The organism is Pseudomonas sp. GW823-FHT02C02 (assembly GCF_058797635.1).
Window position 1 is genome coordinate 306,030 of sequence record NZ_JBXAJV010000002.1, and the last position, 24,944, is coordinate 330,973.

The window sequence follows — 24,944 nt, forward strand, 5'->3', positions numbered from 1 at the left end:
GCTTGCTCCCGCTGGACTGCGCAGCAGGCCCCGCTTTTCAGATGAAGAGCGGGGGCCGCTTCGCGCCCCAGCGGGAGCAAGCTCCCTCGCCACAGTTCTTTCTCAGGCCTGACCTGCCTACCCCACATAACGGATATGTAATTTGTGCGCCACCGTCACGAAAGGTTCGGATTGTTACCTTGATTCCGTCAGCTACCAAACGAGGAATCAAACATGAAATTTGCACACATCAGTACCTTTGCAGCAGCGTTGGCGATGTCTTCTCTGGCCTTGGCCGAAGGCGGCGGTGACCGAACGTTCCAACGCATGATGACTGCCAATGACCGATCCGTAGAGCTGTTCGTCGCAAAGGAAAAGGCGCGCGACCCGGTCGTCGTCAATGAAAAGAAAGACGACAACACCAACGACTTGTAAGCGCATCGCACTTGAACAGGCCTGTCATCGAGTCCCGATGCCGGGCTTTTTTTTGAGCCAGGATTGGAAGGGAGTGGATATGAAAGTACTTCAGTTGATGACGTTCGCCGGCATGCTGGCGATGTCCCTGAATGTGTTTGCCGAGGGGGGTGGTGACCGGACGTTCGAGCGGGCGCTGAGTGCTAACACCAAAGCCATGGAGCAGTACGCGGCCAACCAGGGAAAACCGGCGCCGCAGGTCAAGGACTACGAATACGGAATGAAGCTGGACGTGGCTAAAGTGGTCAGCGTTGTGCGTCCGCAAGTGGCTTGCGCTGTGGTGCCTGCCGCCATGACCTATGAAGACTCGAAAGGCCAACTCAACACCATCAGATACACCGTGGCGGGGGATTGCCGCAATCGCGGCAGCTGACACCGCCCTGATGGCCAGGGCCGGATTCCCTGCAGGCGCTGCCGAACCTTCGGCAACGCCTGCAGGTTTTACTCAGGCATAAAAAACGCGCCCCGAAGGACGCCAAAGATTCACCTCTTACCAAAGGAGCAAGGAGCTTCTAAAGGTGAATGTGTATCAGCCGCTTGATCAGAGAATCGCCAACGGGTACTCGACAATCACCCGCACTTCATTCAAATCCGATTCAAATGCCGTGGCGCGCGTCGTGGCCTGGCGCAAACGCAGCGACAGGTCTTTCATCGAACCACTCTGCACCACGTATTTGACTTCGACGTCACGTTCCCAGCGCTTCTGGTCGGTCAGTGGATTGCCGTCAGCATCGCGGCGCATGTACACGGCGTTGGCGTTGGTGTAATCGGCGTCGGTGCCTCGGGCGTAACGAGTCATGAACGAGAGCCCCGGTACGCCGTAAGTAGTCATGTCGAGGTCGTAGCGCGCCATCCACGAACGTTCCTTGGGCGAGTTGAAGTCGTTGTACTGGATGGAGTTGTCGAGGAAGATCGAGTCGGATTGACGCAGGTAATCGAAGTCGTCGTTGCCGTTGTTGCGCTGGTGTGAAAGCGCAACGGAGTGCGCGCCGAGTTTCACGCCGACCCGGCCGCTCCAGATGTTGTTGTCGAACTTGCCGAGCAGTTGTTTGCCTTCGTCGACCGCCTTGTAATAGTTCAGGCCGCCAAACAGTGACAGGTCATCCGATAGCGGATAGGTCCAGGCAGTGCCGGCGTAGTACTGATTCCAGGCATCCTTGAGGCGGCTGGAGTACAGGCTGAAGCTGAGGTTCTTGTTCAGTGCATAGTCGCCGCCACCGTAAGCGATCCATGGCGAATTGACCGGGCCGGCATAAAACGTGGCGAAGTTCTCGCGCATATCGCTGGACACGGGTTGGCTCATCGCATGCAGCCGACCGCCCTGAACCGACAGACCCTCGAGGCTGGTGTTGACCGCCGTCACACCGCGAAAGCTCTCCGGCAGCAATCGCGAGTCACCTGCCGCCACCACCGGGTTGGCCGGGAACACGTCACCGACCTTGACCACCGTATCGAAGGCTCGCACTTTGGCGGCTCCACCGACCTTGGTGTACTCGTCCCGCGCCTCGCCATCACTGTTGACGGGCAGCACATCAAACGAACTACGGCCACCGTTGCGCCCGTCACCGGTGTCGAGCTTCAAGCCGATCATCGCAAACGCATCGACACCGACGCCGACAGTGCCTTGGGTAAACCCGGATTCGAACTTGCTGATCACTGCATGGGCCCAGGTTTCTGAATAACCATTGCCGGTGGGGCTGGACTGGCCATTGCGGTGATCACGGTTGAAGTAGAAATTACGGTTGAGCACCGTCAGGCTGCTGCCCTCGATAAACCCTTCGGCTTTATCATCCGCCATTACCATGGACGGTCCGGAGCCGACCACCACCGCTAAAGCGGCCATCGACATTTTTGTATTGTTAACCATCAATCACTCCTTGGGTTCGGCAGACGGGAACGTGCTTCGGCGTGGGTTTTATTGTTCGGCGGAGAAGGCCCGCCGGCATGGTCGCCGGGTGACATCGTTGCAAGCTGCGGATAACGCCAAGGTGATGGGGGAATTACAATTTCGTTATGTGGCTGGAGTAACAGCCCTGAGCATTCAGGTCAGGGCTGCGAGCTGTTCGATTGTCTGCGGAAAGCGTTCAACCAGACGTATCAGGGTCGTGGCTTGGGCATTGGGTATTGCCCGTCCCTGTTCCCAGTTCTCAAGGGTTCGGGTGTTGGTGCGCAGATACATGGCGAACACTGGCCGGGAGAGGTTGAGCTGTTGGCGTATGGCAACCACTTCCTCGGCCGTGATGGGCATCAGTTTTGGCAGCTGGACCTTGTGGGTGCGCAGAGTGATCTTGCCTTGGCGCTCTTCGGCCAGCGCTTCGAGGCCATCCATCAGTTCGGAAAAAATGTCACGTTTCATAGTGGGATCTCGTGTTGATTTCTCTATCTAGCGCTTGTCTGAAAATGTTTTTCTGGGAGGGCGACAGGTCGTCTTGCTCGTTTTTGCTATACACGGTGAACAGCCAGAATTGATCGAAGCCTGACCACCCGTAATAAATCACCCGCAATCCGCCGCGCTTGCCCTTGCCTCGTCGTTGATCGCAGAAGCGGATTTTGCGCAGCCCACCGGTGCCCTCAATGAGATCGCCCGCTTCTGGATTCTTCAGCAACTTCAGTTGAAAGCTGCGAAACAGATCGTAATCCAGGTACTCGTCTCGATGTTTCTGGAACATACGTAATTCGATGAAAAGAGCATCCATGTTCTGTACGCTACCTACGTATAGCTTTGTCTCGATAATCGAATCGGTCAAGGCATCGACGCCATCCTTTTCGTTCCCGATTTCAACGGTAGACCCCGCTTGTAAAAACACCTGTAGGACGAATCGACCCGTGCGGTAAGAGCGTTCGATAAAAGAGAGGGGATACTTCGCAGTGGGACTGACCTCTGAGGCGGTGCATAAAACGATGCCTGAACATCACGACCCCACAAACGCAAAAACGGCACCCGAAGGTACCGTTTCTGTTTTCTACCGAGTGTCGCTATGCGATCAGCCCGCCAGACCCGCCTGCTGAACCAGGGTCAGCAATGGCTGCGGGTAGACGCCGAGGAAGAATGCCACCAGAGCGATGGCCAGCAGCATCACGCCGCCTGCACGTTGTTCCCAGTGCAGTTGCGCATCGTGGCGACGCAGGTTCGGTTCGATCAGGTACAAGGTGACCATGACGCGCAGGTAGTAGAAGACGCCGATGGCGCTGCCCAGTACCAGGGAACCGACCAGCCACCATTGGTGCGACTCGACACCGGTGGCGATGATGTAGAACTTGCCGATGAAGCCCGCGGTGAGCGGGATACCGGCCAGGGACAGCATCATCACGGTCATGACGGCGGTCAGGTACGGACGGCGCCAGAACAGGCCGCGGTACTCGTACAGGGCGTCGGCGTCACGGCCGTTGTACGGCGAGGACATCAGCGTGATCACGCCGAACGCGCCGAGGCTGGTGATGACGTAGGTGACCAGGTACACGCCGATGGCTTCCACGGCCAGACCCTTGCTTGCCACCAGGGCAATCAGCAGGTAACCGAAGTGAGCGATGGACGAGTAACCCAGCAGACGCTTGAGGTTGCTCTGGGTCAGTGCCAGCAGGTTACCGAACAGGATCGACGCAATGGCGATGATGGTCAGCACGTCGCTCAGCACACCGCTGCTTGCCGCCGGGGAGATCTGGAACAGACGCACCATCACCGCGAACACGGCCACTTTGGACGCGGTCGCCAGGAACGCCGCCACCGGTGCCGGAGCACCTTCGTAGACGTCCGGGGTCCAGAGGTGGAACGGTACCAGCGACAGTTTGAACGCCAGACCGATCAGCATCATGCCCAGGCCCAGTTGTGCCAGCGAGCTTGGCAGGCCGGTGGCCGCGAGGGCCTGGCCGATACCGACGAAGCTCAGGCTGCCGGAGTCGGCGTACAGCAGGGCCATACCGAACAACAGGAACGCCGAACCGGCCGCCGACAGCACCATGTACTTGATACCGGCTTCCAGCGAGCGCTTGTTGAAGAAGGCATACGCCACCAGACCGTAGACCGGCACCGAAAGCAGTTCCAGGCCGATGAACAACCCGGCCAGGTGCTGCGCGCTGACCAGGACCAGGCCACCGGCGGCGGCCATCAGGATCAGCAGGTAAAGTTCTTCACGGTTGCCCGGGTAACCCGAACCGCCATCGCCAAGGTAGGCGTGGGCGAGGGTTACACAGGCGAGGGTGGCGACCAGGATCAGCGCCATGTACAGGCAAGCGAAGGTGTCGATCTGCAGCAACGGAGTCACGGCCAGGGGCGCGACTTTCAGGGCTGGCAGGATCGACAGCAACGCCAGGTTCAGACCCGCCACGGAGATCAGGAAGGTCTGTGAGTGGTTGCGGCGCCAGGCAATCGCCAGCATCACCACGATGATCGTGGCGCTGGTGATCAACAACGGCGCAAGCGCAATAAAGTGTTGAGTCGTGAATTCCATAGCGCTCTTACCGGGCCGAAGCGAGTTGAGTGAAGGCGGTGCCGAGCCATTGCTGCACGCCATGCATCGTCGCAGCAGAGGTATCGAGGAACGGTTGCGGGTACACGCCGATGTAAATCAGCAGTGCCGCCAGACCGACCACCATGATCAGTTCGCGACCATCCATGCCATGCAGCACCGCGTCCGATTTGGACGGGCCGAAGTAGGCACGGTGGATCATGATCAGCGAGTAGACCGAACCGAACACCAGACCGGACGTCGCGATGATCGTGATCCATGGGGCGGCCGGGAACGTGCCGATCAGGATCAGGAACTCACCCACAAAGTTACCGGTACCCGGCAAGCCCAGGGACGCGGCGGCAAAGAACAGGCTGATGGCTGGCAGGTAAGCGATCTTCGACCACAGGCCACCCATTTCACGCATGTCGCGGGTGTGGGTGCGTTCGTACAACTGACCGCTGAGGATAAAGAGTGCCGCGGCCGACAGACCGTGCGCCAGCATCTGCATCACCGCGCCCTGCAGCGCCAGTTGGCTGCCGGAGTAGATGCCGATCAACACGAAGCCCATGTGGGAAACGGAGGAGTAGGCGATCAGACGCTTGATGTCGGTTTGGGCGAAGGCCAGGAACGCACCGTAGAAGATCCCGATCAGACCCAGGGTCATGGCAATCGGCGCGAACTCGGCCGAGGCATTCGGGAACAGCGGCAGGGCGAAACGCAGCAGACCGTAAGCCGCCGTCTTCAACAAGATACCGGCCAGGTCGACCGAACCTGCGGTTGGTGCCTGGGCATGAGCGTCAGGCAGCCAGGAGTGGAACGGCACCACCGGCAGCTTCACCGCGAAGGCGATGAAGAAGCCGAGCATCAGGATGTACTCGGTGGTGAGCGACATCTTGGTTTTCAGCAGGTCGGCGTAGTTGAACGTGATCACGCCAGTGCTGTTGAAGTTGACCAACACCAGACCCAGGATCGCCACCAACATGATCAGGCCGGACGCCTGAGTGAAGATGAAGAACTTGGTCGCCGCGTAGATCCGGGTTTTCTTGCCGTCCGAAGAACTGTGACCCCAGAGCGCGATGAGGAAGTACATCGGCACCAGCATCATTTCCCAGAAGAAGAAGAACATGAACAGGTCGAGGGCGAGGAACACGCCGACGACACCGCCCAGGATCCACATCAGGTTCAAGTGGAAGAAGCCAACGTGACGCTGGATCTCTTTCCACGAGCAGAGTACCGAGAGGATACCCAGCAGACCGGTCAGCAGGATCATCAGCAGCGACAGGCCATCGAGCGCCAGGTGCACGCTGATGCCGAAGCGCTCGATCCAGATGTGCTTGAACTCAAGCGCCCAGGTCGGATCGGCGCCAGGCGCCGGAGCAAATGAATAATTACCGTGGGCCCACAGCCAGAGGCCGAGCGCGAGTTCCAGGGTCATGGTCAACAGCGCAATCCAGCGGGGGAGGGTAGCGCCGAAGCGCTCACCCATCCAGCACAGCAGGCCGCCGATGAAGGGGATCAGGATTAGCCAAGGCAGAATCATGACGGGCTCAATTCCTTTCGCAAGTTCGCAAGGTTCATATTCAGACCGCTACCAGCACGATGGCGCCGATGACCAGCACGGAGCCGGCTGCCATCGATGCCGCGTACCAACGCAGTTGACCGGTTTCGGTACGGCTCAGGGCGGTGTGACCGCCTTTGGCCATACGCGGGATCAGACCGATGGTCTGGTCGAGCGGGTCTTTGCGCAGTGCGTGGCTGATCGCAAGGTATGGCTTGACGAACAGTTTGTCGTAGATCCAGTCGAAGCCCCAGGCAGCGAACCACCAGGCCGAAAGGAAGCGGCCGATGCCGCTGTTGGCGATTGCAGTGACGAAACGACGCTTGCCGAGGAACAGCAGCGCGGCCAGCAGGATACCGGCCAGGGCGATGGCGCCCGAGGCGATTTCCAGGCTGTGCTTGGCTTCGCCGCCGGCATGGCCGACGCTTTCCGGCAGCACGCCGTGCAGTGGCGGAACGATCATGGCGCCGACGAAGGTCGACAGCACGATCAGCACCGACAGCGGCAACCAGTGAGCGATGCCGTGACCGGCGTGCGCTTCAGTCTTCGCTTCACCGTGGAACGCGATGAAGATCAGGCGGAAGGTGTACAGCGAAGTCATGAACGCGCCGACCAGACCTGCGTAGAGCAGACCGTGGTTGCCGCTGGCAAACGCTTCCCAGAGGATTTCGTCCTTGGAGTAGAAGCCTGCGGTCACCAGTGGCAGGGCGGACAGTGCCGCGCCGCCGACGATGAAGCTGGCGTAGGCCAGCGGCAGTTTCTTCCACAGGCCGCCCATCTTGAAGATGTTCTGCTCGTGGTGGCAGGCAACGATCACCGCACCGGACGCAAGGAACAACAGTGCCTTGAAGAAGGCGTGGGTCATCAGGTGGAAAATCGCGCCATCCCATGCGCCAACGCCCAGCGCCAGGAACATGTAGCCGATCTGGCTCATGGTCGAGTAGGCGAGGATACGTTTGATGTCGGTCTGGACCAGTGCGGCAAAACCGGCGAGTACCAGGGTCACGCCGCCGACGATGCCAACGAGCTGCAGGATGTCCGGCGCCAACGCAAACAGGCCGTGGGTACGGGCAATCAGGTAGACGCCCGCGGTCACCATCGTTGCGGCGTGGATCAGTGCCGAAACAGGGGTAGGACCGGCCATTGCGTCCGCCAGCCAGGTTTGCAGTGGCAGTTGCGCGGATTTACCGACAGCGCCGCCCAGCAGCATCAGGGTGGCCATGACCATCCAGAAGTCGCCGGCCTGGAATTTCTGCGGTGCCAGCACCAGCAGTTCCTGGATGTTCAGCGTGCCCAACTGTTGGAACAGGATGAACAGGCCGATCGCCATGAACACGTCGCCGATACGGGTCACGATGAAGGCTTTGAGTGCCGCGTTACCGTTGTTGCGGTTGCTGTAGTAGAAACCGATCAACAGGTACGAGCACAGGCCCACGCCTTCCCAACCGAAGTACAGGAACAACAGGTTATCGCCCAGGACCAGGAACAGCATGCTGGCGATAAACAGGTTGGTGTAGGCGAAGAAGCGCGAGTAACCGGCTTCACCGCGCATGTACCAGGACGCAAACAGGTGGATCAGGAAGCCGACACCGACGACCACGCCGAGCATGGTTACGGACAGGCCATCCAGGTACAGCGCGAAGTTCGGCGTGAAGCCTTCCACCGCCATCCACTGCCACAACACTTGCGTGTAGTGACCGCCTTCAGGCGGGGCGACGTTGAATTGCCAGATCACGTAGGCCGTGACAATGGCAGACAAGCCGATGGAACCGACGCCAATCAGCGCCGAAAGGTTTTCCGAGAAGCGGCCGCGTGAGAACGACAGCAGCAGGAAACCTATGAGAGGGAATACGAAAGTCAGATAGAGAAGATTCATCCGCGCATCTCGCTGGCAGCGTCGATATCGAGAGTGTGGAAGCGGCGATACAGCTGCAACAGAATCGCCAGGCCAATACTGGCCTCGGCGGCTGCCAGGCTGATCACCAGGATGAACATGATCTGTCCATCCGGCTGACCCCAGCGGCTACCGGCGACGATGAAGGCCAAGGCGGAGGCATTCATCATGATCTCCAGGCTCATCAGCACGAAGAGAATGTTGCGCCGGACCATCAGGCCGACCAGACCGAGGCAGAACAAGATGCCGGCGACCGCCAGACCATGCTCCAAAGGGATAGCAGGCATCGTCATTGCTCCTTGGCTTCGTTGCGGCCCAAGTGGAACGCCGTGACGGCTGCGGCAAGCAGCAGCATCGAGGCGAGTTCGACCACCAGCAGATAAGGACCGAACAGGCTGATGCCCACGGCCTTGGCGTCTACGGTGGTGTGGCCGATGGCCTGGCCGCTGGCGTCGCTGAACAGTACGTACAACAGTTCAACCAGCAGCAGGGTGCCGAGGGCGACCGGGCCGAGCCAGATGCCGGGCTTGAGCCAGACGCGCTCTTGCTGAACCGAGGCCGGGCCCAGGTTCAGCATCATCACCACGAACACGAACAGCACCATGATGGCGCCAGCGTAGGCGATCACTTCCAGCACACCGGCAAACGGTGCGCCGAGGGCGAAGAACGTCATGGCCACGGCGATCAGCGAAATGATCAGGTAGAGCAGGGCGTGCACAGGGTTAGTGTTGGTGATCACGCGAAGCGTGGACACCACAGCGATACCCGATGCGAAATAGAAAGCGAATTCCATCTTTCTTCCTTAAGGCAGCAAGCTCTTCACGTTGATCGGCTGGGCTTCATTCTGCGCGGAGCCTTTAGGCTTCCCGGCAATCGCCATACCTGCAACACGATAGAAGTTGTAATCAGGGTTTTTGCCGGGGCCGGAGATCAGCAGATCTTCTTTCTCGTAAACCAGGTCCTGACGTTTGAACTCGGCCATCTCGAAATCCGGTGTCAGCTGGATCGCGGTGGTCGGGCAGGCTTCCTCGCAGAGGCCGCAGAAAATGCAGCGCGAGAAGTTGATGCGGAAGAAGTCCGGGTACCAGCGACCGTCTTCGGTTTCAGCTTTCTGCAGCGAGATGCAGCCAACCGGGCACGCCACGGCGCACAGGTTGCAGGCGACACAACGCTCTTCGCCATCAGGGTCGCGGGTCAGGACGATACGGCCACGGAAGCGCGGCGGCAGGTACACGGCTTCTTCCGGGTACTGCAGCGTGTCGCGCTTGCGGAAGGCATGGCCGAAGATCATCACCAGGCTGCGAAGCTGGGTGAAGAAGCCATGCACGATGTCAAATATGTACTTCATGATTCTCTATCCTCACTGAGCCGCGACGGCGGGCGTGTTGAGCAACACGATCGCAGCGGTCACCAGCATGTTGACGAGGGTCAGCGGCAGGCAGAACTTCCAGCTGAAATCCATCACTTGGTCATACCGTGGGCGCGGGATCGAGGCGCGCAGCAGGATGAAGAACATGATGAAGAACGCGGTTTTCAGCGCGAACCAGATGAACGGGATCTGCGGCAGAATGCCGAACGGACCGTGCCAGCCACCGAAGAACAAGGTCACCAGCAGCGCCGAAATCAACACGATGCCGATGTACTCGCCGACGAAGAACATGCCCCATTTCATGCCGGCATATTCAATGTGGTAACCGTCGGCCAGTTCCTGTTCCGCTTCCGGCTGGTCGAACGGGTGACGGTGAGTCACGGCGACGCCGGCGATGAAGAAGGTCAGGAAACCGAAGATCTGCGGAATCACGAACCACAGGTTCTGCGCCTGGTATTCAACGATGTCGCGCATGTTGAACGAGCCGACCTGGATCACGATGCCCATCAGCGACAGGCCCATGAACACTTCGTACGACACGGTTTGCGCCGAGGCCCGCAAGCTGCCCAGCAGGGCGAACTTGTTGTTGCTGGACCAGCCGGCGAACAGCACCGCGTAGACCGACAGACCGGCCATGGCGAAGAAGAACAGGATGCCGATGTTGATGTCCGCCACACCCCAGGTCGGGGTGATCGGGATGATCGCGAAGGCAATCAGCAAGGCGCTCATGGCCACGACCGGTGCCAGGGTGAAGATCACCTTGTCGGCGAACGGTGGCGTCCAGTCTTCCTTGAAGAACATCTTGATCATGTCGGCTGCAATCTGGAATGCGCCGAACGGGCCGACGCGGTTCGGACCGTAACGGTCCTGCCAGAGGGCGAGCAGACGACGCTCGACCCAGCTCAGCAGCGCGCCGCACACCACCACGGCGAGCAGAATCACGATGGCCTTGAGGACCGCGATGATCACGTCAATCACTTCAGGCGTGAACCAGGTCATTGAGCTGCCTCCTGCAGACCGTCAACGGTTTTGCCAAAGATCGCTGGCGGAATGCCGGCGATACCGGCCGGCAGTGCGACCAGACCGGCACCCAGCTCTTCGTTGATGCGCAGCGGCAGACGCAAGGTCTGGCCAGCCACGTTCAAGCTGAGCAGGGCGCCGTCATTGACACCCAGGCGATCGGCTTCGGATTTGGCCAGCGACACATAAGCGGCCGGGATGCGTTCCTGAACCGGCGCGGCTTTGGAAGAGGTCTCTTCGCTGCCGAACAGGTGGAAGAACGGCACAACCTGCCAGGTGCCCGGCGCCGGGTTGAATGCACGTGGAACAGCCGCGAACCAGTTCAGCGAATCACCGGTGCTTTCGATCAGGCGGGTGCCTGGGTCGCCAGCGCGGATGTGACCACCGACTTCGTCCTGGAACTTGTTCCAGGCTTGCGGCGAGTTCCAGCCCGGAGACCAGGCGAATGGCACTTGCTGACGCGGTTCGACCGAGCCCGAGTAACCTTCCATGGAGAAGGAGAACGCGGTGTCGATGTCCTGGGAAGTACGCGGTTCGTGCACGCTGATGTCGGCGCGCATGGCGGTACGGCCGGAGTAACGCAGCGGTTCGCGAGCCAGTTTCAGGCCTTTGATACGGAACGCGGCGGACGGCGCAGCGTCGACGATGCCCGCCAGTTGCGGTGTGCAGGCGGCGACGGCGGCGGTGACGTGGTCCAGTTGGGTCCAGTCGATCGGCTGGTTCAACAGGGTGGCGCGCAGGGCATGCAGCCAGCGCCAGCCTTCGTGAACCAGGATGCTCGCGTCGAGGTAAGTCGGGTCGAACACCTGGAAGAAGCGCTGGGCGCGACCTTCCTGGCTGACCAACGTACCGTCGCCTTCAGCGAAGCTGGCCGCTGGCAGAACCAGGTGCGCGCGATCGCTGGTGGCGGTTTTCTGATGGTCTGCAACGATCACCACTTTCGCGGCGGTCAGGGCAGCATCAACCTTGGCTTTGTCGGTGCGGGTGTACAGATCGTTTTCCAGCACGACGAGGGCGTCGGCCTTGCCGTCGATCACCGCTTGCAGCGCTGCGTCGACCGAGTCACCACCGAGCATGGCCAGGCCGAGGCTGTTGGCCTCTGGCACGATCAGGCTGATGGAACCGTTCTTCTCGCGCAGCTTCAAGGCTTTGGCGATGTTGGCGGCGGCTTCGATCAGGGCTTTGGAGCCCAGGGAAGTGCCGGCAATGATCAGCGGGCGCTTGGCCGCGAGCAGGGCGTCGGCGATGCGCTTGGCCAGTTCGAGGGCTTCAGCATCGAGGCCTTCAACCGCCGGGGCGCTGGCGTCGAGGGCGTGAGCCACGGCGAAACCGATGCGCGCCAGGTCGTCTGGAGCGGCGTGAACGCATTCTTCAGCGATGTCGTCGAGCTTGGTTTCAGCCAGGCTGGCGATGAACAGCGGGTTCAGCGCGTGCTGACCGATGTTCTTCACTGCCGCGTCGAGCCAAGGCTGAACGCGCATGGCATCGGCCATGTCTTCGGCTTTGCCTTTGACCGATTGACGCAGGGACAGGGCCATACGTGCAGCGGTCTGGGTCAGGTCTTCGCCGAGGACGAAAATCGCATCGTGGTCTTCGATGTCGCGCATGTTCGGGATCGGCAGCGGGCTGTCTTTCAACACCTGCATGACCAGGCGAATGCGTTCCAGCTCGGCGGCTTCGATACCGGAGTAGAAGTGCTCGGCGCCGACCAGTTCGCGCAACGCGTAGTTGCTTTCGAGGCTGGCACGTGGCGAACCGATACCGACAATGTTGCGACCACGCAGCAGGTCGGCGGCTTTATCCAGCGCTTCGTCCAGGCCCAGCTTGGCGCCGTTGGCCAGCAATGGCTGACGCGGGCGGTCTTCGCGGTTGACGTAGCCATAGCCGAAACGGCCACGGTCGCACAGGAAGTACTGGTTGACCGAACCGTTGAAGCGGTTTTCGATACGACGCAGTTCACCGTAGCGCTCGCCCGGGGAGATGTTGCAACCGCTGGAGCAGCCATGGCAGATGCTCGGCGAGAACTGCATGTCCCACTTGCGGTTGTAGCGCTCGGAGTGAGTCTTGTCGGTGAACACACCGGTCGGGCAGACCTCGGTGAGGTTGCCGGAGAACTCGCTTTCCAGGGTGCCGTCTTCAACGCGACCGAAGTACACGTTGTCGTGGGCGCCGAACACACCGAGGTCGGTGCCGCCGGCGTAATCCTTATAGAAGCGCACGCAGCGGTAGCAAGCGATGCAGCGGTTCATTTCGTGGGAAATGAACGGGCCCAGTTGCTGGTTCTGGTGAGTGCGCTTGGTGAAGCGATAACGGCGCTCGTTGTGGCCGGTCATCACGGTCATGTCTTGCAGGTGGCAGTGACCGCCTTCTTCACAGACCGGGCAGTCGTGAGGGTGGTTGGTCATCAGCCATTCGACGACGCTGGCGCGAAACACTTTCGCTTCTTCGTCGTCGATGGAGATCCAGCTGCCGTCGGTGGCGGGGGTCATGCAGGACATGACGATCCGACCACGCTTGTCGTTCTCGTCGGTGTACTGCTTGACCGCGCACTGGCGGCAAGCGCCAACGCTGCCTAGGGCTGGGTGCCAGCAGAAATAAGGGATATCGAGGCCTAGCGACAGACATGCCTGTAACAGGTTGTCTGCCCCATCGACTTCGAGCTCTTTGCCGTCTACGTGGATAGTGGCCATGGTTCAAAGTTCTTCGTTGGCCCGGTGTCAGCGGGCGTGGCTAATGGAATCTTGTTATTCGCGTGAATCAACACAGCCGTTTACGGCGTCATCACACGACAAAGCGAAGGGCACGGACCCTTCGCTTTTTTAAGCGTTTACGCGCCGACTACGATCGGCCTTGCCAGAGGCGGGACGACGGCGCTGGTGGGCGCGATGCCGGCTTCGAACTCGTGGCGGAAGTATTTGATTGCGCTGCCCAACGGCTCCACGGCGCCCGGTGCGTGAGCACAGAAGGTCTTGCCTGGGCCGAGGAAACCGACCAGACCCAGCAGGGTCTCGATATCGCCGGCTTGCCCTTCACCGTTTTCGATGGCGCGCAGAAGCTTGACGCTCCACGGCAAACCGTCACGGCACGGGGTGCAGAAACCGCACGATTCACGGGAGAAGAACTCTTCCATGTTGCGCAGCAGGGACACCATGTTGACGCTGTCGTCCACCGCCATGGCCAGGCCGGTACCCATACGGGTGCCCACTTTGGCGATGCCGCCGGCGTACATTTGTGCGTCCAGGTGTTCCGGCAACAGGAAACCGGTACCGGCGCCGCCTGGCTGCCAGCACTTGAGCTTGAAGCCATCGCGCATGCCGCCGGCGTAGTCTTCGAACAACTCGCGACCGGTGACGCCGAACGGCAATTCCCACAGGCCCGGGTTCTTGACCTTGCCGGAGAAGCCCATGAGCTTGGTGCCCATGTCTTCGCTGCCTTCGCGGGCCAACGATTTGTACCAGTCCACGCCGTCGGCAATGATCGCCGGCACGTTGCACAGGGTTTCAACGTTGTTCACGCAAGTTGGCTTGCCCCACACGCCAACGGCGGCAGGGAAGGGCGGCTTGGAGCGCGGGTTGGCGCGACGGCCTTCCAGGGAGTTGATCAGTGCGGTTTCTTCACCGCAGATGTAACGCCCGGCGCCGGTGTGGACGAACAGCTCGAAATCGAAGCCGCTGCCCAGGATGTTCTTGCCCAGCAGACCGGCTGCCTTGGCTTCTTCCACGGCACGGTTGAGGTGCTTGGCGGCGGTGGTGTATTCGCCACGCAGGAAAATGTAGCCACGGTAGGTTTTCAGCGCGCGAGCACTGATCAGCATGCCTTCGATCAGCAGATGGGGCAGTTGCTCCATCAGCATGCGGTCTTTCCAGGTGTTCGGTTCCATCTCGTCCGCGTTGCACAGCAGGTAGCGGATGTTGATGGATTCGTCTTTGGGCATCAGGCCCCACTTCACGCCCGTGGGGAAGCCTGCACCGCCGCGACCTTTAAGGCCGGCGTCTTTCACGGTCTGGACGATGTCGTCCTGAGCCATGTCAGCGAACGCTTTGCGCGCTGCCGCGTAACCGTTCTTGGCCTGGTACTCGTCGAGCCAGACAGCTTCGCCGTCGTCGCGCAGACGCCAGGTCAGCGGGTGAGTCTCGGCCGAACGCTTGATGCGGTTGGCTGGACCGAAGGAAGTCAGGGTCATACGTAGCCCTCGAGCAATTTGGCAACGCCGGCAGGCTGCACATCGCCGAAAGTGTCGTCGTCGATCATCAACGCCGGCGCCTTGTCACAGTTGCCGAGGCAGCAGACCGGCAGCAGGGTGAAACGACCGTCGGCGGTGGTCTGACCCAGGCCGATACCCAGATTGCTCTGGATTTCGCTGACCACCGATTCATGGCCGCCGATGTAGCAGACCATGCTGTCGCAGACGCGAATGATGTGACGGCCCACTGGCTGACGGAAGATCTGGCTATAGAACGTCGCCACACCTTCAACGTCGCTCGCCGGGATGCCGAGGATCTCGCCGATGGCGTAGAGCGCGCCGTCAGGCACCCAGCCACGTTCCTTCTGGACGATCTTCAGGGCTTCGATCGACGCCGCGCGCGGGTCTTCGTAGTGATGCAGCTCGTGCTCGATGGCCGAGCGCTCGGTTTCACTCAAGGTGAAACGGTCTGTCTGGATAAGCGTGCTGTTCATGCTTAGCGGTCCACGTCGGCCATAACGAAATCGATACTACCCAGGTACGCGATCAAGTCCGCGACCATGCTGCCTTTGATCACCGAAGGGATCTGCTGCAGGTGCGGGAAGCTTGGGGTGCGAATCCGGGTGCGGTAGCTCATGGTGCCGCCATCGCTCGTCAGGTAATAACTGTTGATGCCCTTGGTCGCTTCGATCATCTGGAAGGATTCGTTGGCCGGCATGACCGGGCCCCACGAAACTTGCAGGAAGTGCGTGATCAGGGTCTCGATGTGCTGCAGCGTGCGTTCTTTCGGTGGCGGCGTGGTCAGCGGGTGATCCGCCTTGTACGGGCCTTCCGGCATGTTGCGCATGCACTGCTCGATGATCTTGATGCTCTGGCGCATTTCTTCGACGCGCACGATGCAACGATCGTAGGCATCGCCATTGACGGCCAGCGGCACTTCGAATTCGAAGTTCTCGTAACCGGAGTACGGGCGCGCTTTGCGCAGGTCGAAGTCGCAACCGGTCGAACGCAAGCCTGCACCAGTGACGCCCCATTCGAAGGCTTCTTTGGTGTTGTAGGCGGCGACACCGATGGTCCGGCCTTTGAGGATGCTGTTGTCCAGCGCGGCTTTCTGGTATTCGTCCAGGCGCTTTGGCATCCACTCGACGAAGTCTTTCACCAGTTTTTCCCAGCCGCGTGGCAGGTCGTGAGCGACGCCGCCGATGCGGTACCACGCCGGGTGCAGACGGAAACCGGTAATGGCTTCGATCACCGTGTACGCCTTCTGACGGTCGGTGAACGTGAAGAACACCGGGGTCATGGCGCCGACGTCCTGGATGTAAGTCCCCAGGAACAGCAGGTGGCTGGTGATCCGGAAGAACTCGGCCATCATGATGCGGATGACGTCGACCTTCTCGGGCACCTTGATGCCGGCCAGCTTCTCGACCGAGAGCACGTACGGCAGGTTGTTCATCACGCCGCCGAGGTAGTCGATACGGTCGGTGTACGGAATGAAACTGTGCCAGGACTGACGCTCGGCCATCTTCTCGGCACCACGGTGGTGGTAACCGACGTCCGGCACGCAGTCGACGATCTCTTCACCGTCCAGCTGCAAGATGATGCGGAACGCACCGTGCGCAGAAGGGTGGTTAGGACCGAGGTTGAGGAACATGTAGTCCTCGTTCGCCCCGGAACGCTTCATGCCCCAGTCTTCAGGCTTGAAGCGCGCGGCTTCTTCCTCAAGCTGTTGCTTGGCCAGGGTCAGGCTGAACGGATCGAACTCGGTGGCACGGGCCGGGAAGTCCTTGCGCAGCGGGTGACCTTCCCAGGTCGGCGGCATCATGATGCGGGTCAGGTGCGGGTGACCGGCAAAGTTGATGCCGTACATGTCCCACACTTCACGCTCGTACCAGTTGGCGTTCGGCCAGATACCGGTCACGGTCGGCACGCTAAGGTCGCTCTCGGACAAGGCAACCTTGATCATGACGTCACTATTACGTTCGATCGACATCAAGTGATAGAACACAGTGAAGTCGGCGCCGTTTGGCAGCCCTTGACGCTTGGTGCGCAGACGCTCGTCCACGCCGTGCAGGTCATAGAGCATGACGTACGGCTTGGGCAGGTTGCGCAGGAAGGTCAGGACTTCGACGAGTTTGGCACGGGCAACCCAAAGCACCGGCATGCCGGTGCGGGTAGGCTGGGCGGTGAACGCCTCGGGGCCAAAACGGTTGTTCAGTTCGACGACCACATCCTGGTCGTCTGCCTTATAAGGCGGGATGTACAGAGCACTGCCTGTAGTCATGGTTATTTATCGCTTTCGGTCAACGTAAAGAATGAAGCCAGGTTCTCGTTCTATTAAAGAAGCAGAGCTGGATCAGACTTCGTCGGGGCTGCGCAGGTTGGTGACTGCGATTCGCTGTTCGCGGCGCTGTTCCTTTTGCGAAGGCATCTCGGCGCGGTATACGCCTTGATCACCGACGACCCAGGAAAGCGGACGACGCTCCTGTCCAATCGACTCTTGCAAGAGCATCAAGCCTTGCAAAAAAGCTTCAGGGCGGGGCGGGCAGCCAGGCACGTAGACGTCCACGGGCAGGAACTTGTCCACCCCTTGAACGACGGAGTAGATGTCGTACATGCCACCGGAGTTGGCGCACGAACCCATGGAGATAACCCATTTAGGTTCGAGCATTTGCTCGTAGAGACGCTGAATGATCGGCGCCATCTTGATGAAGCAGGTACCAGCGATAACCATGAAATCCGCCTGACGCGGCGATGCCCGGATAACCTCGGCGCCAAAGCGCGCGATGTCGTGGGGCGCCGTGAAGGCGGTGGTCATTTCCACGTAGCAGCACGAAAGACCGAAGTTATACGGCCACAGGGAGTTCTTGCGCCCCCAGTTGACTGTGCCGTTAAGCACGTCTTCTAGCTTGCCCATGAAGATGTTTTTGTGGACTTGATCTTCTAACGGATCGGAAACGGTTTCCCGTTCGCCAATCGGGTACTGCTCGTTAGGAGCATCGGGGTCGATCCTGGTGAGATTGTATTGCATTGCCAAAGCCTCATTGTTTCAGCTTCGCCTGCCGCTTGCGACGAGCTTCCGGAGCCCAGTCAAGGGCGCCCACTCGGAACAGGTAGACAAGACCTGCCAACAGAATTGCTATGAAAACGAGAGCTTCGACGAATCCGGTCCAGCCGCTTTCGCGGACGGACACAGACCAGGCAAAGAGAAAGAGGGCTTCGATATCGAAGATCACGAAGAGCATCGCGACCAGATAGAATTTGGCTGAGAGCCGCAAGCGGGCGCCACCTGTAGGTAGCATGCCTGACTCGAACGGTTCGTTTTTGCTGCGGCCCCAGGCTTTTGACCCGAGGAGGCTGGAGACGCCGAGCATGAAGGCGCAGAGGCCGACAACGCCCAGAAGGAAAATGGCAAAGCCCCAGTTGTGGGCCATGAGTCCTGTCGCTTCGGGCATGCTGGAAATCCTTAACAGAGAGCAAAGGTCTCTGAGCTTGAAAAAGAAACAACGCAGTGACGATATGTCGCAGCAATCAATCCCGCTGATTTTATGGCACAACACCGTGCAAGTAAAATTCCTATAGCGAAATTATTTACAGGAATAAGGACATAGCGCACCTCCAAAGCCACGCAGCCCATGCGTTGCGGGCATTAGCCGGGTTTTCATCAATATTGTTTTGTAGGGAATGTAACGAACATAGTTGCCGCCAAATGACAATCATTATTGTTTGCGATGGTTTTTAAACTGGTTATCCAGGTTGGGGCGGGGAAGTTGTCTTATATGCGCGTTACTACAAGTAGCGGGCGGGGTTGTTTTACCCTGCTTTCCTGATCTTGAAACTGCTCTGAATCAAGGTTTTTGGCTGCACGCGTTCCCCCGTAGGAGCGAGGCTTGCCCGCGAAGAATACGCCGCGGTGCTTCAGACTTACCGCGTCATCGTTCTTCGCGGGCAAGCCTCGCTCCTACGGGGGGGCGGTGGTGTTTCAAAAAATGCAGGCAAAAAAACGCCCCGAACCAGTCGGGGCGTCAGATGTGCGACGTTGCGGTTAGCTTTCTATTCGGTCCGCAACGGCCGTTTGCTCAGGCGAATCGGATTAGTGGAACTGTTCTTCTTCAGTCGAACCGGTCAGAGCGGTTACCGAAGACGTGCCACCTTGAATCACGGTGGTCATGTCGTCGAAGTAGCCGGTGCCCACTTCCTGCTGGTGAGCCACGAAGGTGTAGCCCTTCGAAGCGTCAGCGAACTCTTGCTCTTGCAGTTTCACGTAGGCAGTCATGTCGTTGCGGGCGTAGTCGTGCGCCAGGTTGAACATGCTGTGCCACATGTTGTGAATGCCGGCCAGGGTGATGAACTGGTGCTTGTAACCCATGGCGGACAGTTCGCGCTGGAACTTGGCGATGGTCGCGTCGTCCAGGTTTTTCTTCCAGTTGAAGGAAGGCGAGCAGTTGTACGACAGCAGTTGGTCCGGGTATTCCTTTTTGATCGCTTCAGCGAAACGACGCGCTTCGTCCAGGTCCGGCTTGGCGGTTTCGCACCAGATCAGGTCGGCATACGGAGCGTAAGCCAGGCCGCGAGCGATCGCCTGGTCCAGGCCGGCGCGTACTTTGTAGAAGCCTTCCTGAGTACGTTCGCCAGTCACGAACGGCTGGTCGTATGGGTCGCAATCGGAAGTCAGCAGGTCAGCCGCGTTAGCGTCGGTACGAGCCAAAATGATGGTCGGTGTGCCAGCAACGTCAGCTGCTAGACGAGCAGCGGTCAGCTTCTGCACAGCTTCCTGGGTAGGAACCAGTACCTTGCCGCCCATGTGGCCGCATTTTTTCACGGAAGCCAGTTGGTCTTCGAAGTGAACGCCGGCGGCGCCTGCTTCGATCATGCTCTTCATCAGCTCGTAAGCGTTCAGAACGCCGCCGAAACCGGCTTCAGCGTCAGCCACGATCGGTGCGAAGTAGTCGATGTAACCTTCATCGCCCGGGCCTTTGCCGGCTTTCCACTGGATCTGGTCGGCACGACGGAACGAGTTGTTGATGCGCTTGACCACGGTTGGAACCGAGTCCACCGGGTACAGCGACTGGTCCGGGTACATCGATTCGGCGGAGTTGTTGTCCGCAGCAACCTGCCAGCCCGACAGGTAGATTGCCTGGATGCCGGCTTTGACTTGTTGTACAGCCTGGCCGCCGGTCAGGGCGCCCATGCAGTTGACGAAATCTTTATCAGGACGGAAGGATGGCTTGGCGCCCTGGGTGACCAGGTTCCACAGCTTCTCGGCGCCCAGTTTTGCAAAGGTGTGCTCAGGTTGAACCGAGCCACGCAGGCGGACGACGTCAGCAGCGGAGTAAGCGCGTGTCACGCCTTTCCAGCGTGGGTTTTCAGCCCAATCTTTTTCGAGGGCTGCAATTTGCTGTTCGCGTGTCAGTGCCATGGAGATAAACCTCGTCGCATAGGTCTGTGTGGAAAATTCCTGCTCCTGCCAAGTACGCGATTCAATTGGGGCGTAAGAGGCTGCTCGCTGACCAGAAGCTTAGGTGGTCAAGTCGGATTCGGCGGGATTGGCGACGGGATGAACGATGGGCTCGAGGGGAAGTGAGCAGGTAAGGGCGAACTGGCGAGCGCATTCGGGCGTCGTGGGCCTTGGTACGAACTTCAGTGTGGAGCCGGGTTACCTAATTACGCTTCCGTCCCTCGGGACAACTTCGTTCCAGTCGGCAACCTCGTCAAACACACCTTGTGGGCGGTACAGACACGAAGCGGCTCGCGGGGTAGATGCGAGCAGCGCCTCGAAGGCCCTTGCCAGGGCCCCTGATTAGCGGGAGCGAGGCCATCATGCCTTTGCTTTTTTGTATCGTCAAACGTTTTGTAGTGCTTTTTTTCGGGCACTACATCTTTGGTCTAATACGACTAATCAGTCAGTTTTCGGTGGTTTAGTCCAAAGTATCGACTTTCACCCGCAACGTCATGTCATCCCTGCCCTGAGTCGAGTAGCTGCGGGTCTGGCCCTGTTTATCGGCTTGGGTCTGACGGTTCACACCGGCCAGGGTGATCCACTCGCCCAAGCGTCCCGTGACAGTTGTGTCGGTACTTTGCACATTCACTACATCTGGGCGTTCCTGGCTCATGCGGTCACGGTTGGTACTGATCGCCAGGTGAACGATGTCGCCGGTAACGCTGGCGGTGACGTAGAAGCCCTGAGTGACGTTGCGGTACTCGGTCTGGCTGCGCAGATCACCATAGGAATCGGTCTGAGTGCTGGTGAGCGGGACGCTTTGGCCGACCTGAATCAGCGCCGGTGTGCCTTCACTGGCCTGAATCTGCTGGATGCCGCCATCACGGCTGTCGGTGCTGCGATTGATGATGCGCGTCTGGCTCGGTTTGGCGCCGTTGACCGAGTAGCCCTCGTCGCCCTGGAAGTTGTTTTCGTTGGTGTCGACCGTGATCAGCAGGCGCTTTGCAGCAACGTCGAGTTGTGCGACAAGGGCCTTAAGTTCGTCGATCTTGCGCTGTTCTGCGTTGACAATCAGTTGGTTGCCGTAAGCGCTGACCTGTCCGTCCTTGCCGATGAAATCCTGTGCCATGGGTAGCATATCGGCGCTGGTGTGGTAATTCAGGGGCACGATCTCGGTGGCTGCCATGACTGAAAAACTGCACGTCAGCAGCAGCGTGGTGAGCAGGGTGCGTAGGGACATATCCGTTATCTCCGACATCTTGAAGTGTTGATATTGCCAGTTTGTCGGCCCGGCGTGGGGCAAGTTGAATCGTAGACAGCAAAACGCCCCGGCATCGGTCGATGGCGAGGCGTTTTGTGGTGTTCTGGTGGGCTTTTGTGGCGAGGGAGCTTGCTCCCGCTGGGCTGCACGGCAGCCCTAAAAATCTTGGGAACGCTTCGCGCCCCAGCGGGAGCAAGCTCCCTCGCCACAGTAATCTCCCATCACAGGGAATTAAGCGGAGTGCCGCACCATGTCCACATGCGGAATCCCGGCTTCCAGGAACTCCTCACTGACCAGGCTGAAGCCCAGGCGCTCATAGAACGCCGTGGCCTGGACCTGTGCGCTCAGCATCTGCTGCTTCAGATCGCGCTTCTCGGCTTCACCGATCACCGCTTGCATCAGCGCATCGCCGACTTTCAAACCGCGCCAGTCTTTCAGCACCGAGACCCGGCCAATGTGCCCGTCGGGCAGCAGGCGGGCGGTGCCAATCGGAAAGTCGCCTTCGAAGGCCAGGAAATGCACCGCCGTTGCGTCATCCGCATCCCATTCCAATTCTGGCGGAACGGATTGCTCGGCAATGAACACCGTCTCACGAATGCGCCGGATCTCGGCGTTGTCCTTTTGCCAGTCTGCGACACGAACGTGAATTTTATTCATCGGCAAACCCCAGGCTTCCTTGCTTGATCAGTTCGCACAGCAAGCCGCGGCTGTCTTCGTCGGTCAGCCACTCGCCCAGATTGTCGGCGTGCAGGGAGTCGGCAGCGCAGATCATTTTCAGCAGCTCACGCAGCTTGCCTGGCAGATAACGGCTCTGGCCGCTGGCGAACAGCAACAGGTCGTCATCGACTTCGGACCAGGCCAGGCGTGCGCTCGGGTTGCGGATCAGTATTGCGCCTTGCTCCAGGCTGGCAAGCAGGTCGTCTTCTTCGATCTCTTCCGGGCCTACCACGAGTTCCGGGTAGCGCGGCTCGGTCATGTACTGGCCAAACCAGGTCAGCAGCAGGCGCTCGTCGCTCATGTGCTCGGCCAGCAAGGCTTTCAGGCGATCAAGGGCGTCGTGCTGAATCTGGTGCGGATCGACCGCCGGCAGGGCGTCGGCATCGGTGTAGCGCTCTTCATCGGTCAGGAACTGGCTGAGGAAGTCAGTGAAGTGAGTCAGCACTTCAGAAGCGCTCGGGGCGCGGAAGCCGACCGAGTAGGTCATGCAGTCATCAATCGCAACACCGCAGTGGGCCAGGCGCGGCGGCAGGTAGAGCATGTCGCCAGGCTCCAGGACCCACTCATCGGTGGCTTCGAAATCAGCGAGGATGCGCAGGTCCGCGTGTTGCAGCAACTTGCTCTCGGAATCGCACATCTGGCCGATTTTCCAGTTGCGCTTGCCGTGACCCTGCAGCAGGAACACATCGTAGTTATCGAAGTGCGGACCGACGCTGCCACCCGGGGCGGCGAAGCTGATCATCACGTCGTCGACGCGCCAGCTCGGCAGGAAGCGGAAGTTTTCCAGCAGCTCAGAAACTTCCGGGACGAACTGGTCAACCGCTTGAACCAGCAGGGTCCAGTCACGTTCCGGCAGTTTGCTGAATTCGTCTTCGGCGAACGGACCGCGACGCAATTCCCAAGGGCGCTCGCCGTTTTCGATTACCAGGCGCGATTCAACTTCTTCTTCCAGCGCCAGGCCAGCCAGTTCGTCGGCGTCAATCGGGCTTTCGAATTCAGGAATCGCCTGACGGATCAGCAGGGGTTTTTTCTGCCAGTAGTCGCGCAGGAATTCGCGCGCCGTGATGCCGCCCAGAAGTTGAAGAGGAATGTCAGGATTCATGTGTAACCTATTGAAAAAATGCACTTTTCAGACGGGAATAAAAACGCCCGGCGCTGCCGGGCGTCTCAAACGGGTAAAACGGTCGATCAGATGCGTTTGGCTTGTGCCACGGCGTTACCGATGTAGTTCGCCGGGGTGAGCAATTTCAGCTCGGCCTTGGCAGCGGCTGGCATGTCCAGGCCGTCGATGAAAGTTTGCAGTGCTTCAGGGCTGATGCCCTTGCCACGCGTCAACTCTTTCAGCTTTTCATACGGGTTTTCGATGTTGTAGCGACGCATCACGGTCTGGATCGGCTCGGCCAGCACTTCCCAGCACGCGTCCAGGTCAGCTGCGATCTTCTGAGCGTTAAGCTCCAGTTTGCTGATGCCCTTGAGGCTGGCTTCGTACGCGATCACGCTGTGGGCGAAGCCGACACCGAGGTTGCGCAGCACGGTGGAGTCGGTCAGGTCACGCTGCCAGCGGGAGATCGGCAGCTTGCTCGCCAAATGCTGGAACAGCGCGTTGGCGATACCCAGGTTGCCTTCGGAGTTCTCGAAGTCGATCGGGTTGACCTTGTGCGGCATGGTCGACGAACCGATTTCGCCAGCGATGGTGCGCTGCTTGAAATAACCCAGGGAAATGTAGCCCCAGATGTCGCGGTCGAAGTCGATCAGGATGGTGTTGAAACGGGCGATCGCGTCGAACAGCTCGGCGATGTAGTCGTGCGGTTCGATCTGCGTGGTGTACGGGTTGAAGCCCAGGCCCAGCTCGTCTTCGATGAAGGCGCGGGCGTTCTCTTCCCAGTCGATCTCAGGGTAGGCCGACAGGTGAGCGTTGTAGTTGCCGACAGCGCCGTTGATCTTGCCCAGCAGCGGAACGGCAGCGACTTGAGCGATCTGACGCTCCAGACGGTAAACCACGTTCGCCAGCTCTTTGCCCAGGGTGGTCGGCGAGGCCGGTTGACCGTGGGTGCGCGACAGCATTGGCACGTCAGCGAAACGGATGGCCAGTTCGCGGATGGCTTGAGCGGTCTGGCGCATCAGCGGCAGCATCACGTCATCACGACCTTCGCGCAGCATCAGGGCGTGGGACAGGTTGTTGATGTCCTCGCTGGTGCAGGCAAAGTGGATGAACTCGCTGACCTTGGCCAGTTCCGGCAGCTTGGCCGCCTGCTCCTTGAGCAGGTATTCGATGGCTTTGACGTCGTGGTTGGTGGTGCGCTCGATCTCTTTGACACGCTCGGCGTGCTCCAGAGCGAAGTTCTCCGCCAGGGTGTTCAGCACCGCGTTGGCTTCGGCGGAAAACGCCGGCACTTCGCTGATGCCTGGGTGAGCGGCCAGGCGCTGGAGCCAGCGCACTTCAACCAGAACGCGAGCACGGATCAGGCCGTACTCGCTGAAAATTGGGCGCAGGGCCTGGGTTTTGCCGGCGTAGCGGCCGTCAACAGGGGAAACCGCAGTGAGCGAAGAAAGCTGCATGGGGTGTTCTCGGACAGTCGGGCAACGAAATGGGGCGCGTATCAT

Annotated in this window: 23 protein-coding genes; 2 read left to right on the top strand and 21 right to left on the bottom strand. The window is 59.7% G+C overall.

Annotated elements, in window-relative coordinates; genetic code table 11:
- Positions 1 to 213: 213 nt before the first annotated feature.
- Positions 214 to 414 (top strand): co-regulatory protein PtrA N-terminal domain-containing protein, encoded by a 201-nt coding sequence (locus tag AC1ROI_RS04075; protein WP_010458836.1) that lies wholly within the window; start codon positions 214 to 216, stop codon positions 412 to 414.
- Positions 415 to 493: 79 nt separating this feature from the next.
- Entirely contained in the window at positions 494 to 826 is a 333-nt protein-coding gene (locus AC1ROI_RS04080; protein ID WP_077748809.1) for a DUF2790 domain-containing protein, read from the top strand.
- Positions 827 to 994: 168 nt separating this feature from the next.
- Here AC1ROI_RS04080 and AC1ROI_RS04085 read toward each other — a convergent pair whose 3' ends face one another.
- The 21 genes from AC1ROI_RS04085 to purB all read right to left on the bottom strand — a co-directional run bounded on the left by AC1ROI_RS04085 (position 995) and on the right by purB (position 24,899).
- Positions 995 to 2,320, bottom strand: a complete 1,326-nt coding sequence (locus AC1ROI_RS04085) for an OprD family porin (RefSeq protein ID WP_077748738.1) — start codon at positions 2,318 to 2,320, stop codon at positions 995 to 997.
- A 174-nt stretch (positions 2,321 to 2,494) separates the two neighbouring features.
- The gene (locus tag AC1ROI_RS04090; protein WP_010458842.1) at positions 2,495 to 2,809 is read right to left on the bottom strand and encodes a helix-turn-helix domain-containing protein; all 315 of its coding nucleotides are present in this window, start codon (positions 2,807 to 2,809) and stop codon (positions 2,495 to 2,497) included.
- Positions 2,799 to 3,149 carry a toxin gene (locus tag AC1ROI_RS04095; RefSeq protein ID WP_102595127.1) on the bottom strand — a complete coding sequence of 117 codons (351 nt, stop codon included), beginning with the start codon at positions 3,147 to 3,149 and terminating at the stop codon, positions 2,799 to 2,801. Before AC1ROI_RS04095 ends, AC1ROI_RS04090 begins: the two co-directional genes overlap by 11 nt.
- A 288-nt stretch (positions 3,150 to 3,437) precedes the next feature.
- Positions 3,438 to 4,901, bottom strand: a complete 1,464-nt coding sequence (gene nuoN / locus AC1ROI_RS04100) for an NADH-quinone oxidoreductase subunit NuoN (protein ID WP_010458846.1) — start codon at positions 4,899 to 4,901, stop codon at positions 3,438 to 3,440.
- A 7-nt stretch (positions 4,902 to 4,908) separates the two neighbouring features.
- Positions 4,909 to 6,441, bottom strand: a complete 1,533-nt coding sequence (gene nuoM / locus AC1ROI_RS04105; RefSeq protein ID WP_010458848.1) for an NADH-quinone oxidoreductase subunit M — start codon at positions 6,439 to 6,441, stop codon at positions 4,909 to 4,911.
- Between the two features lie 40 nt (positions 6,442 to 6,481).
- Positions 6,482 to 8,335 carry an NADH-quinone oxidoreductase subunit L gene (gene nuoL, locus AC1ROI_RS04110; RefSeq protein WP_010458850.1) on the bottom strand — a complete coding sequence of 618 codons (1,854 nt, stop codon included), beginning with the start codon at positions 8,333 to 8,335 and terminating at the stop codon, positions 6,482 to 6,484.
- Positions 8,332 to 8,640, bottom strand: coding sequence for an NADH-quinone oxidoreductase subunit NuoK (gene nuoK / locus AC1ROI_RS04115; RefSeq protein WP_010458852.1), 309 nt, complete (start codon positions 8,638 to 8,640; stop codon positions 8,332 to 8,334). The genes nuoL and nuoK overlap by 4 nt, the downstream gene beginning before the upstream one ends.
- Before the next feature lie 2 nt (positions 8,641 to 8,642).
- Entirely contained in the window at positions 8,643 to 9,146 is a 504-nt protein-coding gene (nuoJ, locus tag AC1ROI_RS04120) for an NADH-quinone oxidoreductase subunit J (protein WP_007905076.1), read from the bottom strand.
- 9 nt (positions 9,147 to 9,155) lie between these two features.
- On the bottom strand, positions 9,156 to 9,701 hold the full coding sequence (nuoI, locus tag AC1ROI_RS04125) for an NADH-quinone oxidoreductase subunit NuoI (RefSeq protein WP_007905075.1): 546 nt from the start codon (positions 9,699 to 9,701) through the stop codon (positions 9,156 to 9,158).
- Between the two features lie 12 nt (positions 9,702 to 9,713).
- On the bottom strand, positions 9,714 to 10,721 hold the full coding sequence (nuoH, locus tag AC1ROI_RS04130; RefSeq protein WP_008146046.1) for an NADH-quinone oxidoreductase subunit NuoH: 1,008 nt from the start codon (positions 10,719 to 10,721) through the stop codon (positions 9,714 to 9,716).
- Positions 10,718 to 13,432, bottom strand: a complete 2,715-nt coding sequence (gene nuoG, locus AC1ROI_RS04135; RefSeq protein WP_102595126.1) for an NADH-quinone oxidoreductase subunit NuoG — start codon at positions 13,430 to 13,432, stop codon at positions 10,718 to 10,720. The genes nuoH and nuoG overlap by 4 nt, the downstream gene beginning before the upstream one ends.
- 137 nt (positions 13,433 to 13,569) lie before the next feature.
- On the bottom strand, positions 13,570 to 14,925 hold the full coding sequence (gene nuoF / locus AC1ROI_RS04140; protein WP_010458862.1) for an NADH-quinone oxidoreductase subunit NuoF: 1,356 nt from the start codon (positions 14,923 to 14,925) through the stop codon (positions 13,570 to 13,572).
- Entirely contained in the window at positions 14,922 to 15,419 is a 498-nt protein-coding gene (nuoE, locus tag AC1ROI_RS04145; protein WP_007946422.1) for an NADH-quinone oxidoreductase subunit NuoE, read from the bottom strand. The genes nuoF and nuoE overlap by 4 nt, the downstream gene beginning before the upstream one ends.
- A gap of 2 nt (positions 15,420 to 15,421) precedes the next feature.
- The gene (gene nuoC / locus AC1ROI_RS04150; protein ID WP_083377168.1) at positions 15,422 to 17,206 is read right to left on the bottom strand and encodes an NADH-quinone oxidoreductase subunit C/D; all 1,785 of its coding nucleotides are present in this window, start codon (positions 17,204 to 17,206) and stop codon (positions 15,422 to 15,424) included.
- Between the two features lie 72 nt (positions 17,207 to 17,278).
- The gene (locus tag AC1ROI_RS04155) at positions 17,279 to 17,953 is read right to left on the bottom strand and encodes a NuoB/complex I 20 kDa subunit family protein (RefSeq protein WP_010458867.1); all 675 of its coding nucleotides are present in this window, start codon (positions 17,951 to 17,953) and stop codon (positions 17,279 to 17,281) included.
- Between the two features lie 10 nt (positions 17,954 to 17,963).
- A complete protein-coding gene (locus tag AC1ROI_RS04160) occupies positions 17,964 to 18,377 on the bottom strand; it encodes an NADH-quinone oxidoreductase subunit A (RefSeq protein ID WP_003223812.1) in 414 nt (137 codons plus the stop codon).
- Positions 18,378 to 19,015: 638 nt separating this feature from the next.
- The gene (aceA, locus tag AC1ROI_RS04165) at positions 19,016 to 20,341 is read right to left on the bottom strand and encodes an isocitrate lyase (RefSeq protein ID WP_010458877.1); all 1,326 of its coding nucleotides are present in this window, start codon (positions 20,339 to 20,341) and stop codon (positions 19,016 to 19,018) included.
- 499 nt (positions 20,342 to 20,840) lie between these two features.
- Positions 20,841 to 21,602, bottom strand: a complete 762-nt coding sequence (locus AC1ROI_RS04170) for a secretin N-terminal domain-containing protein (protein WP_102595125.1) — start codon at positions 21,600 to 21,602, stop codon at positions 20,841 to 20,843.
- Between the two features lie 252 nt (positions 21,603 to 21,854).
- Positions 21,855 to 22,280 carry a GNAT family N-acetyltransferase gene (locus AC1ROI_RS04175; RefSeq protein WP_083377166.1) on the bottom strand — a complete coding sequence of 142 codons (426 nt, stop codon included), beginning with the start codon at positions 22,278 to 22,280 and terminating at the stop codon, positions 21,855 to 21,857.
- Positions 22,273 to 23,442: a ribosomal protein uL16 3-hydroxylase gene (locus AC1ROI_RS04180; RefSeq protein ID WP_010458883.1), complete on the bottom strand. Its 1,170-nt coding sequence runs from the start codon at positions 23,440 to 23,442 to the stop codon at positions 22,273 to 22,275. Before AC1ROI_RS04180 ends, AC1ROI_RS04175 begins: the two co-directional genes overlap by 8 nt.
- Positions 23,443 to 23,528: 86 nt before the next feature.
- A complete protein-coding gene (purB, locus tag AC1ROI_RS04185) occupies positions 23,529 to 24,899 on the bottom strand; it encodes an adenylosuccinate lyase (RefSeq protein ID WP_010458886.1) in 1,371 nt (456 codons plus the stop codon).
- Positions 24,900 to 24,944 lie beyond the last annotated feature (45 nt).

Excerpts from the sequence above, each read along its gene's own strand:
- AC1ROI_RS04075 (WP_010458836.1), top strand. The coding sequence starts at position 214 with ATGAAATTTGCACACATCAGTACCTTTGCAGCAGCGTTGGCGATGTCT.
- AC1ROI_RS04080 (WP_077748809.1), top strand. The coding sequence starts at position 494 with ATGAAAGTACTTCAGTTGATGACGTTCGCCGGCATGCTGGCGATGTCC.
- AC1ROI_RS04085 (WP_077748738.1), bottom strand. The coding sequence starts at position 2,320 with ATGGTTAACAATACAAAAATGTCGATGGCCGCTTTAGCGGTGGTGGTC.
- AC1ROI_RS04090 (WP_010458842.1), bottom strand. The coding sequence starts at position 2,809 with ATGAAACGTGACATTTTTTCCGAACTGATGGATGGCCTCGAAGCGCTG.
- AC1ROI_RS04095 (WP_102595127.1), bottom strand. The coding sequence starts at position 3,149 with ATGGATGCTCTTTTCATCGAATTACGTATGTTCCAGAAACATCGAGAC.
- nuoN (WP_010458846.1), bottom strand. The coding sequence starts at position 4,901 with ATGGAATTCACGACTCAACACTTTATTGCGCTTGCGCCGTTGTTGATC.
- nuoM (WP_010458848.1), bottom strand. The coding sequence starts at position 6,441 with ATGATTCTGCCTTGGCTAATCCTGATCCCCTTCATCGGCGGCCTGCTG.
- nuoL (WP_010458850.1), bottom strand. The coding sequence starts at position 8,335 with ATGAATCTTCTCTATCTGACTTTCGTATTCCCTCTCATAGGTTTCCTG.
- nuoK (WP_010458852.1), bottom strand. The coding sequence starts at position 8,640 with ATGCCTGCTATCCCTTTGGAGCATGGTCTGGCGGTCGCCGGCATCTTG.
- nuoJ (WP_007905076.1), bottom strand. The coding sequence starts at position 9,146 with ATGGAATTCGCTTTCTATTTCGCATCGGGTATCGCTGTGGTGTCCACG.
- nuoI (WP_007905075.1), bottom strand. The coding sequence starts at position 9,701 with ATGAAGTACATATTTGACATCGTGCATGGCTTCTTCACCCAGCTTCGC.
- nuoH (WP_008146046.1), bottom strand. The coding sequence starts at position 10,721 with ATGACCTGGTTCACGCCTGAAGTGATTGACGTGATCATCGCGGTCCTC.
- nuoG (WP_102595126.1), bottom strand. The coding sequence starts at position 13,432 with ATGGCCACTATCCACGTAGACGGCAAAGAGCTCGAAGTCGATGGGGCA.
- nuoF (WP_010458862.1), bottom strand. The coding sequence starts at position 14,925 with ATGACCCTGACTTCCTTCGGTCCAGCCAACCGCATCAAGCGTTCGGCC.
- nuoE (WP_007946422.1), bottom strand. The coding sequence starts at position 15,419 with ATGAACAGCACGCTTATCCAGACAGACCGTTTCACCTTGAGTGAAACC.
- nuoC (WP_083377168.1), bottom strand. The coding sequence starts at position 17,206 with ATGACTACAGGCAGTGCTCTGTACATCCCGCCTTATAAGGCAGACGAC.
- AC1ROI_RS04155 (WP_010458867.1), bottom strand. The coding sequence starts at position 17,953 with ATGCAATACAATCTCACCAGGATCGACCCCGATGCTCCTAACGAGCAG.
- AC1ROI_RS04160 (WP_003223812.1), bottom strand. The coding sequence starts at position 18,377 with ATGCCCGAAGCGACAGGACTCATGGCCCACAACTGGGGCTTTGCCATT.
- aceA (WP_010458877.1), bottom strand. The coding sequence starts at position 20,341 with ATGGCACTGACACGCGAACAGCAAATTGCAGCCCTCGAAAAAGATTGG.
- AC1ROI_RS04170 (WP_102595125.1), bottom strand. The coding sequence starts at position 21,602 with ATGTCCCTACGCACCCTGCTCACCACGCTGCTGCTGACGTGCAGTTTT.
- AC1ROI_RS04175 (WP_083377166.1), bottom strand. The coding sequence starts at position 22,280 with ATGAATAAAATTCACGTTCGTGTCGCAGACTGGCAAAAGGACAACGCC.
- AC1ROI_RS04180 (WP_010458883.1), bottom strand. The coding sequence starts at position 23,442 with ATGAATCCTGACATTCCTCTTCAACTTCTGGGCGGCATCACGGCGCGC.
- purB (WP_010458886.1), bottom strand. The coding sequence starts at position 24,899 with ATGCAGCTTTCTTCGCTCACTGCGGTTTCCCCTGTTGACGGCCGCTAC.